Origin of the sequence: Cupriavidus sp. UME77, from assembly GCF_014170355.1 — a bacterium.
Lineage (GTDB): Bacteria > Pseudomonadota > Gammaproteobacteria > Burkholderiales > Burkholderiaceae > Cupriavidus > Cupriavidus basilensis.
In genome coordinates this window covers 379,543-392,111 of record NZ_LZZU01000043.1, presented here as the reverse complement: position 1 = coordinate 392,111, position 12,569 = coordinate 379,543, and the positions used below count along the sequence as shown (strand labels likewise).

At 62.7% G+C, this 12,569-nt stretch carries 9 protein-coding genes and 3 pseudogenes; 5 read left to right on the top strand and 7 right to left on the bottom strand.

Annotated features, from left to right (window positions below):
* Positions 1-285: 285 nt before the first annotated feature.
* From istB to A9975_RS16880, 3 genes are all read right to left on the bottom strand, one after another.
* Complete coding sequence (gene istB, locus A9975_RS16890) at positions 286-1,041, bottom strand: IS21-like element helper ATPase IstB (protein WP_174424056.1); 756 nt, start codon at positions 1,039-1,041, stop codon at positions 286-288.
* 8 nt (positions 1,042-1,049) lie between these two features.
* The gene (istA, locus tag A9975_RS16885) at positions 1,050-2,603 is read right to left on the bottom strand and encodes an IS21 family transposase (protein WP_183033833.1); all 1,554 of its coding nucleotides are present in this window, start codon (positions 2,601-2,603) and stop codon (positions 1,050-1,052) included.
* A 199-nt stretch (positions 2,604-2,802) separates the two neighbouring features.
* Complete coding sequence (locus A9975_RS16880) at positions 2,803-3,306, bottom strand: SOS response-associated peptidase family protein (protein ID WP_183033832.1); 504 nt, start codon at positions 3,304-3,306, stop codon at positions 2,803-2,805.
* A gap of 679 nt (positions 3,307-3,985) precedes the next feature.
* On the opposite strand from A9975_RS16880, the pseudogene A9975_RS16875 reads away from it, so the two are divergent.
* Positions 3,986-4,201 (top strand): annotated as a pseudogene (locus tag A9975_RS16875) (transposase); the annotation flags it as partial.
* A 193-nt stretch (positions 4,202-4,394) separates the two neighbouring features.
* Here A9975_RS16875 and A9975_RS38120 read toward each other — a convergent pair.
* Positions 4,395-4,584: pseudogene (locus A9975_RS38120) on the bottom strand (integrase); the annotation flags it as partial.
* Between the two features lie 272 nt (positions 4,585-4,856).
* Here A9975_RS38120 and A9975_RS16870 point away from each other — a divergent pair.
* Positions 4,857-5,852, top strand: a complete 996-nt coding sequence (locus A9975_RS16870) for an RpiR family transcriptional regulator (RefSeq protein ID WP_255503269.1) — start codon at positions 4,857-4,859, stop codon at positions 5,850-5,852.
* Between the two features lie 728 nt (positions 5,853-6,580).
* On the opposite strand, the gene A9975_RS16865 is transcribed toward A9975_RS16870, so the two are convergent.
* Positions 6,581-7,651, bottom strand: coding sequence for an IS91 family transposase (locus A9975_RS16865; protein ID WP_370564806.1), 1,071 nt, complete (start codon positions 7,649-7,651; stop codon positions 6,581-6,583).
* A gap of 105 nt (positions 7,652-7,756) precedes the next feature.
* On the opposite strand from A9975_RS16865, the gene A9975_RS16860 reads away from it, so the two are divergent.
* Genes A9975_RS16860 through A9975_RS16850 form a run of 3 tightly spaced genes read left to right on the top strand, consistent with a single transcriptional unit; the run spans position 7,757 to position 10,892 of the window.
* A complete protein-coding gene (locus A9975_RS16860) occupies positions 7,757-9,004 on the top strand; it encodes a tyrosine-type recombinase/integrase (protein ID WP_220810784.1) in 1,248 nt (415 codons plus the stop codon).
* On the top strand, positions 9,001-9,906 hold the full coding sequence (locus tag A9975_RS16855) for a tyrosine-type recombinase/integrase (protein WP_183033831.1): 906 nt from the start codon (positions 9,001-9,003) through the stop codon (positions 9,904-9,906). Before A9975_RS16860 ends, A9975_RS16855 begins: the two co-directional genes overlap by 4 nt.
* Entirely contained in the window at positions 9,903-10,892 is a 990-nt protein-coding gene (locus A9975_RS16850) for a tyrosine-type recombinase/integrase (protein ID WP_183033830.1), read from the top strand. The genes A9975_RS16855 and A9975_RS16850 overlap by 4 nt, the downstream gene beginning before the upstream one ends.
* An 8-nt stretch (positions 10,893-10,900) precedes the next feature.
* Here the strand turns inward: A9975_RS16850 and A9975_RS16845 are convergent.
* Positions 10,901-11,152 (bottom strand): annotated as a pseudogene (locus A9975_RS16845) (transposase zinc-binding domain-containing protein); the annotation flags it as partial.
* Between the two features lie 21 nt (positions 11,153-11,173).
* Positions 11,174-12,049 carry a site-specific integrase gene (locus A9975_RS16840; RefSeq protein WP_183033829.1) on the bottom strand — a complete coding sequence of 292 codons (876 nt, stop codon included), beginning with the start codon at positions 12,047-12,049 and terminating at the stop codon, positions 11,174-11,176.
* Between the last annotated feature and the right edge of the window lie 520 nt (positions 12,050-12,569).

The following is a 12,569-nucleotide window of genomic DNA, read 5'->3' as shown; positions in this document are numbered from 1 at the left end:
TTGAAGCGATAAGGTGGTTGTCGTCGGGTAGATCTCGAACGCTTGCTTCTCGAGCAATGGCAGCCGCCGGCGGATGGCCGCTGCCCATTGTGAAGCCGACGTTCTAATGTCCGTGCAACGACATCGATCAATGACCGAGACTGGCCGAACCCGGAAGTTCGTCGCCGGCCAACGCTCGATCGGCCGACTCAGTGCGGATTTCGGTGAAGGTGATCGGCCGTTTCGGTGAACGTGATCAGGGAAGGAAGGTGGTACTGCGCGGTCATGAGATTGTAGCGTAGGTGATCACGATCCCCGCTTCTTGGTATCTGTTGATGCCCGCTTGCGCATCGACTCGCCCTTGAGCGGCACCTTGTGGGCCTGGTGAACTAGCCGGTCCAGGATGGCGTCGGCGAGCGTCGGGTCATTGAGCCGTTGGTGCCAATGCTCGATCGGTAACTGGCTGGTCACGATGGTCGAACGCGTGCCGACACGGTCATCGAGGACTTCCAGCAGATCACCGCGTGCGCTCTCGGAAGGCTCCTGCAAGCCCCAATCGTCAAGGATCAGCACATCGATCCGCGCCAGTTGCGCCAGGCGCCGGGTAAAGCTGCCATCGCCGTGGGCGATCTGCAGTTCCTCAAACAACCTCGGCACCCTCTGATAGAGCACCGAGAACCCTTGCCGACAGGCCTGCTGACCGAACGCACAAGCCAGCCAGGACTTGCCGGCGCCGGTCGGCCCGGTCAGGATCAGGCTCTGTGCGTTACGGATCCAGTCGCAACTGGCCAGGGTGGCGACGAGCCGCTGATCAAGGCCCCGGCTGCCGTCATAGATCACGTCTTCGACGCATGCCTGGGTATGCTTGAGTTTGGCCACGCGCAGCAGCCGCTCCAGCCTCCGGGTGTCGCGCCAGGCGATCTCCCGATCGACCAGCATCGAGAAGCGTTCCTCGAATGGCAGGCTGGTGCTGGCTGTCAGAGCAGACTGCTCTTCGAAGGCCCGGGCCATCCCGTCGAGCTTGAGTGCCTTGAGTTGGCCAACGGTGTGTTGCATCAGCATGTATTTTCCTAATGGTAGTAGTCAGGGCCACGCACGTTGTCATGCATGGGGGAATGCCACTCAGACTGAGATCCCGGCAGAGTGGCTTGCCGGTCCAGATGGTTTTCAAGGATGGATAGCACCGACTTGCGTGTGAGCGAGCCAATGGCGACGGCGCGAGTGCTGGCCGCTTCCAGCCGGTCCTTGCCGTACTTCCGCGCCAGGCTGAGCAGGCCCAGACAGGCGCGGTAGCCCATTTCGGGATGCGGCCTGCTGGTGAGCTGGTATTCGACGATGACGGCGACACTCGGACCGATCGAAGCCGCCCAGTTCAGCAGCCGGCCCGGCGTCCATTCGAGGTGGGCGCGGTGCGCCGCCGGCATATGGTCCTTGACCGTGCTGTGGCTGCCCTTGCGGGTATTGCGCGCGTGCAGAGCCACGCGCTTGCCGCCGTACAGGATCTCGATGGTGTGGCGCGTCACGCGAGCCTCCACCGCCTTGCGCACCAGGGCATGTGGCACGCTGTAGTAATGGCCGTCGATCTCGACGTGGTAGTCGACGTTGACCCGGCACTGCTTGAACGTCGCCACCTCATAGCGCCGCTCCGGCAGCGCGCGCAGCACCGGGCGATCTAGCCGTTCGAACCATTCCCGTCGCGTGCCGAGCAGCTTCTTGAAGGGGCGGCTGTTCAGGTCGGCGACGAGCTTCTTGATGGCCTTATTGAGCTCGGCCAAGCTGTAGAAGCGGTGGTTGCGCAGCGGTGCCAGGATCCAGCGCTCGACGATCAACACACCGGTTTCGACCTTGGCCTTGTCCTGGGGCTTACGTGGCCGTGCCGGCAGCATGGCCGTGCTGTAGTGATGGACGAAGTCCTCAGCGGTTCGGGACAGCACCGGTTCGTACCGATCCGGGCGGGCCACCAGCGCTCGCGGGTTGTCCGGTACCAGCAATTCGGGCACACCGCCGATGAACTCCATCGCGCAAACCATGCCTCCGATCCAGTCGGCAGTGGTCTGGCCGCGGGTGGCGCATGCGTAGGTGTAGTTCGACGCGCCCAGCACAGCGACGAAGATACTGGCCTCGAAGGCCGTGCCGCCTTCGGGGTTGAGAATCGGAACCATCGGGCCGGCGAAGTCCGCGAACAGCTTCTCGCCAGCATTGTGATGCTGGCGCATGGACCGCTTGAGCGTCGCCGCCCAGTCCCGGTAGCGACAGCAGAACTGTGTGTACTGGTAGATTGGGACACTTGGATTCGCTTCCAGGTATTCCTCCCACAGCAACTGTAACGTCACGCCCTTGCGGCGCAACTCGCGATGCAGATAGGCGAAGTCCGGTGTCACTCGGCCGCCCGGGCTGTTGGCCGGCTTCTGCGCGCCGAACAGCCGCTGCTCCAGGGCATCCTCGTCAAGACTGTCTGCCAGCGGCCAATCCAGTCCCGATGCCTTCGCCATCGCCGCGTACTGCGAGACAGCGCCAACACTCACACCCGTCGCCCTGGCGATCTGCCGGTGCGACAGGCCACACGCCCACTTCAGGCGAAGCACTTCCTCAATCTTGCGCATGGTCATCCGGTTGGCCGGCATCAGCTTGCTTCCTTGAAAAAAAGGAAACAGCGTATCGCCGGCGATCTAGCCCATGCGCAGTACCACCTTCAGCCCTTGATCAGCATCATTTCGGTGCATGATCACCCGTTTCGGCTGCTTGATCACCTATTTCGGCAACGTGATCACTCGTTTCGGGATCGTGATCACTGATTTCGGCGTCACCGCCAAGTGATCACGTTCAGCCGAAACCGGCGATCATCTTCCGGCCGAAACAGGTGATCACGTTGCGCCGAAATCGCCGATCACGCGCCCCGAAATACGCAAAGGAGAGGGCGCCGTCCGGCCACGCTCGCCACAGGCCGGCAATCGCGAATGGCTCATCATCCTTGAGCCCAACGCGCCAGCGCACCGCCTTGCCGCTCTCATAGTTCGGCTCGTAGAAATTCGTCGCGGGTATGAGGCACAACTGGCCTGCCTGCCATGGGCCGGCAAAGGAGCGCAGCTTGCCGATAGTCTCGACCTTGGCGTTGGCCGTGTCGAACTTCTTGACGCCCGGGGGTATGGTCGCCTTGGGTACCATGCTGAACGAGCCGACCACACACTCGCGCAGGCCGTCTCTGGCGCGGATGATGGGGGCCGGGTAGTCCGGCCAAGTTTCGGACTTGTATTCGTCCGCAGGCGGCTCGACGCCGAAGACATCGCGGAGCAGTTGGCGTTGCACGGGCGCGTAATTAACACACATCGATCATCCCCCCTCCACACTAGCTGCTAATCAAACAGGCGCGGCGCAGATTCCGCACTCAGCAGGTCCGTGCGCCTAGCCTTGATTATGGCGAACGCTAGTCTATCTGATCCGCGGCGGAACCTCTGCGCCGTCACGGCGCTGAGGCGCTTGACTTACAGATATCCGTCGACAATTATTGACTTGGGTGGCTTTTGAACACGCTGATGCGACTACGCCGGCAGTCGATCAACACGAGGCAAGGGGGTTAGGAAAGGGAGCTACGAGCTCGGGATCGCGATAGCCCAGGTCATCATCCTGGCGTTGTTGGCCCTGCTCAAGTTCTCTGGGTTAGTCCTCGCAGTTCTGAAGTAAACACTGGAGGCATGGCGGGGAGCCCGAAAGCAACCCGCCATGAACATTCGCCAAGGGTATTAGCTGTCGCGCTATCCATTCCGGCGCCGCCGCTCCGCACGCTTCTCTTTCCACACATCAACTACCTCGGGCGATGTGTCGCCGTCGTAGTGCAGGTACGGCTCGATGTTGAGCTCATTGCGCAAATGCCACGGGATCATCGTCTCGAAGCTGCCCGTGCCATAGTCGGCATTCGGGAAGCAGTACTCATGGCCTATATACTGTATGAATATAAGGGGTATTCTATTGTCTCCGGCGAGCGATAGAATGCGTCGATGAGTGCCATCCCTATCAGTTCCACCGGGTGGCCTCGTTAGTGAGACGTTGGATCCTTGGTACGCATCATGGGTCGATTCAACCAGAGCATCTTGACGCTTACCTGGATGCGTTCGTCTTTCGCTTCAACCGGCGCACTTCGCTTTCGCGCGGATCGCTCTTCTATCGGCTGTTACAGCAGGCAGTCAAAACGGACCCTGTGACTTACGGCGATGTAGTCGAGAAAGCAGGTCGGTCGCAAGACAAGTCGACCGAAGTTGTCATGGCACCGTCGCCCGTGGCCGAACAAAAAAAGCGCCCGCGACCAGGGAGGGATCGCGGGCGTGACAGTAACGTCGCGGGGTCATTGCACGACGGTGCGCGATTCTGTGCACTAAGCCTTAGTGCCGCAACAGCCGTGGCATAGACGACCCGGGGCCTGTTAGATCGCACGCACAGCTTGCTGCCTATGGCAAGGTTAAACATCGCCAGTTCGCGAGCGTTTGCCGTAAGCTGAAGCCGGGTTCGAATCGCCCAAATCTCGTTCAGTTTCAGCGGGGGCTTCTGGCCTGTCAGTCTTCCTTTGTCCCATGGAACTTGACGCCTCAGATTGAGAGAGATGGCGTCCATGATGGTCTCCTTCCAGATGAAGGGAAACCGAGTCTGCGCCTTGCGGGCCAAGCCCCGGCCCGAGTTTCCATGTAGAAACCCGAAATGCCCGTTTTACATGGAAATCCACCGTTCGAGCCCGCCCAGACGGTGACGGGCGCATGCATCGACTGGCAGGTGATGGGAAGAGGCGACGCGCAGAACCAACAGACCTGGCATCCGCGCCGGGGCTGGCATGAATCTGGACCGTAGTAACATGGCCATGTGAAGTAACACGGCCACGTGACTACGATATGAATCCATTATCGCAAGTACTCCCCGCCCACCGCGCTCTGTATGCCTTCCGTGACCTATTCGAGGGTACCGGTTGGCGACTGGTGGGGATTGAGGGGCAGGAGAATTCGGGGGACGCCCTCCTAACCAACGATCACGGTCAAATCTATTGTGCAGTCCTCAAGTCGTACAAGGAGGGACGGGCTGACCGGCTCACCGGCGCGTTTGCACAGGGGCTGCTGGAGGCGCGTTCGTACGCGAAGAAGCAGCAGGTGCGTCCCGCTGTCCTGATCTGGGTGAACAGCGCTTCGCCGACGCTTGTCGACCGTCTTGTGGATTTTCACAAGCAATACGGCGACGGTGAGCCATTCGCCTTGCTTTCGAAGGACGGGACCGTGTACGTTGACCTCCCAAGCCTGCGTCGTTCCGAGCGGCCCGACGCCAAAACGGCTTCCTACCGCACCAGCCACAGCACGCCGCAGCGGCTGGTGTTTTCGGATTTCACCCAATGGATGCTCAAGCTGCTGCTGGCGGTCGATATCAAGCGAGACGACATGATCGGCGTGGATGCGGCTCACTATCGCACGGCGACCAACCTCGCGCGTGCTGCCGGCGTCTCCAAGATGACAGCCACGCGGCTGGTGAACGCTTTGAAGGCTGAAGGTTTCATCGAGTCCGAGCCGTTTCTGACGCTTGTGCGGCGGCGTAAACTGATGGAGAGATGGAAGGCGGTGTACCTGACTCCATCGCTCGCTGTGCCGATGAAAATCCTTTCGCCGGCATCGGTTAAAGATCAGCTTGTCAAGCTCATTAAGAAGGAGCACGGCACTCTTGGGATGTTCGCCGCCACGAGCGCGCTTGGCGTCGGTCATGTCCACGGCGTACCACCGACCATTCGCTTCATCGCGGTCTCCAGGTGGAAGGGTTATTGCGCGGGAGTCTTTTGGCATGTATTAACGTCCGAACCTGATGGTGGCCGAACAATGGCCCCAGATGCGCCGCGCCCGGGAAGGTGAGTCCCCTGATTTGATCCTCCAGCAGCCGAGTTTTCCTCAATCGCTCCAACGTGGCAGCGTCTTCCGCGACGGCATCCCGGTTACGGACATCATCCAGACCTGGCTCGACGTTTCGGCTCACCCCTCACGCGGCGCCGAGCAGGCCGCGGAGTTGGAGCACGGGATTCTTGCAAACGTGTGTGGAGAAGGCGCTTGAGCGACCTCATCGAAATCAGCAAACTCGCCATGCCATTGGAGCCTTGGCGCCCCAAGATCGATCTTGTCCTGATCTGAGAGCGCCTCGAAGAGACCATCGATGAACCAACAACGCAAGTCTGTTCGCGCGGCCGTCCCAACGCAGCGGCCGGCCGTAGCCGTTTAGGGTTGTTCAGCCGTTTAGGGTTGTTCGATGCCTGCCGTCACCCGCAGGAATGTGAGTGCGCCACCGTGCGTTACTGGCAGGCGTCGAACAAGCCTCGATGGAGGAAACGGCGGAGTGCTCCGAGGCGGTCGGAGTATTGGAGGCTATGGCGATTGATAGGCCGGGATGCCCAACGGTGCTGGAGGATGCGCAGTCAAACGGGATGCTGGATAGAGCCTGGTGCGGTGACGAGGCGGTCCAGTCGCGCAATCGCGAGGATGAAGCGGACGTGCGAGGGGCTGCGCGAAGCGGCAAGCGCAAACGTCCGCTCGTAGGCCGCGTTGCCGCAAAGCCGACGGTCGAGTTGCACATCCAGAAAGCGTGGTGCTCATGTCTGGCCTCGCCGCTTGGGTGGTGCGCGAATGGGCGCAGTGCGTTCCAGGATCTCGATGACGATCATCGGCGCACCGCAGTGCCGGCAGACGAAGACCGCAGGGATGGCAACCCCGGGATCGTCGGGCTGGGTGTCGGCCTCAGGCATGACGTCCAGCAGTTCACGGGCCTTCGCGAGACTGGCGCGACGCACCGGGTTGGCGAGCAGGCCGTAGTGACGGATGCGATGGAAGCCGGCGGGCAGCACATGGAGCAGGAAGCGGCGCATGAACTCGCCGGTTTCGAGCGTCATGATCTTGTGGCGGGTGCGTCCCTTTGCGCGGTAGTCCTTCCAGCGGAAGGTGACACCGCGTTCATCGAAGGCGAGCAGGCGCTGGTTGGAGATAGCCACCCGGTGCGTGTAGCGTGAGAGGTATTCGAGTACGGTGGCTGGTCCGGCAAAGGGACGCTTGGCGTAGACGACCCACTCGCAGGTGCGCAGTGGCGCAAGCCACCGTGCAAAGGTAGCCGCATTGGCAAGCTCCGTGTATTCGCCGAAGAACTGCAACTGGCCACGCTGGTGAGCGGATTCGAGCGCTTCGAGGAAGCGGCGCCGGAACAGACGCGACAGGACGCGCACGGGCAGGAAGAAGCCGGTCCGGCATGCGATCCACCGCTCACCATCGGGCGACAGGCCCCCGCCTGGGATGATGCCGTGCACGTGCGGATGATGCGTAAGCGCCGAGCCCCAAGTGTGCAGCACGAGCGTGGCGCCAATCTGGGCACCCAAGTGCCTTGGATCCGCGGCGATGGTACGGAGTGTTTCGGCGGCGATGTCGAACAGCAGCCCGTAGATCACCGTCTTGTTGTACCAGGCGATCGCGCCGACCGGTGCAGGCAGCGTGAACACCACGTGGTAGTACTCGACGGGCAGCAGGTCGGCCTGGCGCGCCTCGAGCCAACGGTGGGCGGCACTGGCCTGGCACTTCGTGCAATGGCGGTTGCGGCAGGTAATGGGTTGCACTCCATTACCTGCCTTATGGTGACCACTCCGTTGCGGGGAGCTGGGATGTGGTTGCAGAGGCAATGCTCGGACTTTCCGTGGCGGGAAGGCGAGTAACTCTCCCCATTAGAACGGGCTCTGGGTACTGTGTGTTGGGCCGCTCATGGCTCAACTCACCGGGAGACCTCGATGCTCGAGAACTTCTTTTGCGCACCCAAGACCCTTCGCCGCCTTCGAACCGGCCCCAGCGGCCCGTACATCGATGGGTTCGCGGCGGAACTCAGTCGTGCCGGATATTCTGCTATGACCGCGGTCCGATATCTGCGAGCAGCAGCTCACCTCGGTCACTTCGTGCACCGCGAACGTACTGATCTCGCGGCTGTCGGCGCAAGCACTCTGGAGGCGTTCGCTCACCACTTCCCCCGTTGCCGTTGTCCGCTATCGAACGGCGACTCAACGGGCTACCACGACTACTTCGGGGCGAAGCTCTTTCAGCGGTATCTATCGCAGCTCGGCATCTGTCGCGACCGCGAGGTCACCGTTGACGGAATCGACGAGCCAGCCCTCGTGACGGCGTTTCGCGACTGGCTTCAAGTGCATCGCGGCGCCAGTAAGTCCACTGTTCGCCGGTATGCGCGCGATGCCACAGAGTTCGTCCGGGAACTCGGTGAGGACGTCAGCATCTGGACCGTTCGTGCTGTTCGTGACTTCGTCACCGACCGCGCTGCTCAATCCGCCATTCGAACCACCCAGAAGCGAATCACATCGTTGCGTTCGTTCCTGCGGTTCTTGAACGCTTCGGGACAGTCGCACACCGACCTTGCGGACGCCGTTCCCGCCGTCGCCAGTTGGCGCCTTGCCCGACTGCCACGCTGTTTGTCGGAAGACGAGGTGGCTCGGCTGATCGCCACATGCGCCGGCACGGCTCCCGTCCATGTACGCGACGGCGCAATCCTGCTGCTGCTGGTACGACTGGGGCTGCGTGCCGGTGACGTAGCCCAGCTTCGCCTTGGTGACATCGACTGGAGAGACGGCACGCTACTCGTGGCGGGCAAGGGGCGCTACCAAGTGCGCCTGCCTCTGCCTCAGGACGTCGGCGACGCGCTGCTTGCATACTTGGATCACCGACCGAAGACCCCATGTTCGGATCGGGTGTTCCTGCGCAGCATTGCCCCAGCCGGGCCTTTCAAGTCGGGCGACGGCGTGTCATCCGTCGTCGAGCGCGCGTTGCACCGCGCGGGCATCAAGTCGCCCGCTAAGGGAGCACATCTCCTGCGCCACACCGCGGCGACGCAGATGCTGCGCCACGGTGTCCCGCTCGATCAGATCGGCCTCGTCCTGCGGCATCGAAGCCTGGACATGACCGCCTATTACGCCAAGGTCGATACCTCGCTGCTTCGGGGCATCGCACAGCCGTGGCCGGAGGTGCAATCATGATGGCCGCCGTCGAAGCCTATCTCGCCTTGCGTCGCACGGCTGGATTTGCGATGAGCAATGCGGAATACTTGCTGCGCAGTTTTGCCAGATTTGCTGCGGCTCGCGGAGAACGACATGTGCGAGTGACAACGCTCGTCGACTGGGCCAGCCAAGGCCCGTCGGTCGCACAACGGCATGTCCGCTATCAGGCTGTCTGCAAGTTTGCCCGCCAAGTTCGCCTGGAAGACCCGGGCCATGAATTGCCGCCGCCGAACTACTTTGGCTATAAGAAGACTCGTCGCATCCCGCACATCTACTCACCCGCCGAGGTCGGCCGGCTCATGCTGGCCGCCAGCCGGCTCACTCCACGGGGCACGTTGCGGCCGCGGACGTACGCCACCCTGATCGGCTTGCTGGCTGCCACAGGCATGCGGGTTTCCGAGGCTTTGGGCCTGCGCTTGGGCGACGTCACTTCGGAGGGGCTGCTGATTCGCAAGACGAAGTTCCAGAAGACGCGCCTGGTTCCGCTGCACGACACCGCCTTGGTGGCACTGCAAAGTTACCTGGAGCAGCGACTGAGGATGCACCCTGAAGGCGACCATATTTTCGTCGGAAGCAACGGTCAGCCGTTGACGTACCGCGCGGTGTATCCGGTCTTTGGCACAGTGCTGAAGGCTGCGGGTGTGCAGGGCTCGCAGGGGCACCGATCAAGGCTGCACGAGCTGAGGCATACGTTCGCCGTCAGAGCGTTGGAGTCAGCGCCGGCGGGTCGTCAACGCATCGGACAGCACATGGTGGCACTAGCTACCTATCTGGGGCACGTGAACATCGACGCGACGTACTGGTACTTGCAGACCACTGCCGAGTTGCTCGCGGATATTGCCGCCGCCGGCGAGAGGTTCTTTACGGGGGAGCAGCCATGACCTCGATCGCACCTCATATCGAAGCCTTCCTGCGTGATCACCTGAGTCAGCAGCGCGGTGCGAGTGGCCACACCTGTGACTCATACGCCTACAGCTTCCAGGCGTTGTTCGAGTTTGCTGCGTCCAGGCTCAAAGTCGCACCGTCGGCCCTTCGGTTGGACCAGCTCGACGCGACGTTGATTGCCGCCTTTCTGCGGCACCTGGAGGTCGACCGGGGCAACTCGGCGCAGACGCGCAACGTCCGCTTGGCTGCCATTCGATCATTTTTTCGCTTCCTGCAACATCGCGAACCGGCAGCGCTCGAACAGATCCGCCGCGTCCTTGCGATCCCATTCAAGCGGACCGATACACGGCTGGTTGCGCATTTCGACAGAGACGAGGTTCAGGCCTTGCTCGATGCACTCGACCCGACCACCCGAGACGGAGTCCGGGATCAGGCGATGCTGCATTTGGCGGTATGCGCTGGCCTGCGGGTGTCGGAGTTGACGGGCCTGCGTATCGCCGATGTGGGCGCGCAGTCGGCGAGCGTCCACGTACTTGGCAAGGGTCGGCGAGAACGAGCATTGCCCTTGTGGAAGCCAGCCGCTGCCGCACTGCGAGCATGGATGGCAGTGCGAGGTGACCTCTCGACGCCGGAGGTGTTCGTCAATGCTCGCGGCGATCCCTTGAGCCGATGGGGCGTGGCTTACATACTCCGGCGCCATGTCCTCACCGCGAGTCAGCGATGCGCGTCGTTGGCCAGCAAGCAGGCGTCTCCCCACGTGTTGAGGCACACCTGCGCAATGATGGTGCTGCAGGCCACGCACGACGTCCGCAAGGTGTCACTCTGGCTTGGACACGCCAACTTGGCCACGACGGAGGTGTACGTTCGCGCCGACCCCGACCAGAAGTTGGAGGCTATCGAGTCAATGGTGCCACCCCACCTCCGCACGGGCAAATTCCGACCGCCAGATCGGCTGATCGCGTTACTGAAGAGCAAGATGTAATGGGGAGGTTTGCGAGCGCTGGTCCAGCTTTCGCGCTGCTTCGGCGCCCGTGCTCCCCGCAACGGAGTGGTCACCATAAGGCAGGAGTTGAAGGCGACCTCGATACGCTCGCAACCTGAACAGCGCAGCACATGCCCGCCCAGCGCCGCTGTGCGGCACTGTTCGATGGCCGACATGACCTTCAACTGCCCCAGGCTCAGGCGTGTCGTTGCTCGCCACGCTGGTCCGTGGCTCCGGAAGATGTCCGCAACCTCCAGCATGAGGTGCTGTAGCGCGTGGGCTTACTCGGGAGGCAGGCGGTCCAGCGGGCTGGTGACCTCGTGCAGCAGGTCGGTGGCCACCTGCACGTAGAGCGCGGTGTTCTCGAGCTTCGCATGGCCGAGCAGCACCTGGATCACGCGGATGTCCACCTTCTGTTCGAGCAGGTGGGTGGCAAAACTATGCCGCAGGGTGTGCATGGACACGCGCTTGTCGATGTGCGCAGCTTCGGCGGCGGCGTGGATGGCGCGGTTCAGTTGCCGAGTGCTGAGCGCGTCGACGGGATCGAGCCCGGGAAACAGCCAGCCGCCATCCAGCATCTTGCCTTGGGCCCGGGCCACGTGCCACCAGACGCGCAGGCGCTCGAGCAGCACTGGGGAAAGCATGGCGTAGCGGTCGCGGCGGCCCTTGCCCTGCTCGATGCGCAGCGTCATGCGCTGGCTGTCGATGTCAGTCACCTTCAGGGCCACCACTTCGCTGGTGCGCAGACCGGCGCCGTAGGCGACCGACAGCGCGGTCTGGTGCTTGAGGTTGCCGGCCGCCTCGATGAGCCGCCGCACCTCATCGGGGCTGAGCACGACGGGTAATGTGCGGGGCACGCGCACCGGGTGCATCCTGACCATCAGCTCAGGCCGGTCGAGCGTGACCTCGAAGAAGAACTTCAGGCCGGTGATCGCGTGGTTCAGTGACACAGGCGATGTGCCGTGATCGACGAGATACAGTTGGTAGCGCCGCAGGTCCTCGACGGTGGCGGTGTCAGGTGAGCGCCCGAGAAACCGGGCAAATTCGCGCACGATGTGTAGATAGGTGTCCTGCGTCTTCGGCGAGAGCTGGCGCATGCGCATGTCGTCGATCATGCGCTGGCGCAGTGGACTGGCGTTTGCCGGTAAGGAGGTCATGATTCGGCTCCGGTTGAAGAACGAGGCGGATTGCCTCATTCGCCAACATAGAACCGTGTGACCGGTGTGACCGGCCTCTCCCTGACCGCCACCGTATGGCCGTAGCCCCTACCGCGCGAGCGGTTTAGTCCGCCGACCGGATGCGGTCGATACCGACCGTGCCTCATATGCCAGCCGATCGGACGCCTGAAGGTTGCCCTTGGACGTGCAAGGCGTGGCGCTGCCCGGGCACGATCGCGCCGCTGCGGCGCGTGAACGGGGTCCCGGAATACTTGTCAAGGGTGGCCGCGCGGGCGCAGGACGGCCGGGCGCGTAGCAGGCCGCCCCGCGGTCCCAGTTATCGACCGGGGCGACGGGGATGCCCCGAGCCCCCCGCTTGCGGCGGGTCGGGGCTGAACCCGGCGTGGGCGCCCCCGCATACGGGCCGCACGGGGGCCAGCCGACAGTCGGCAGCCAGAAGGCCGCTTCGCCAAGGGCGTTGCGTGGCGCAGGTCTGCCCGCTGCACTCGAGCCCCGGACC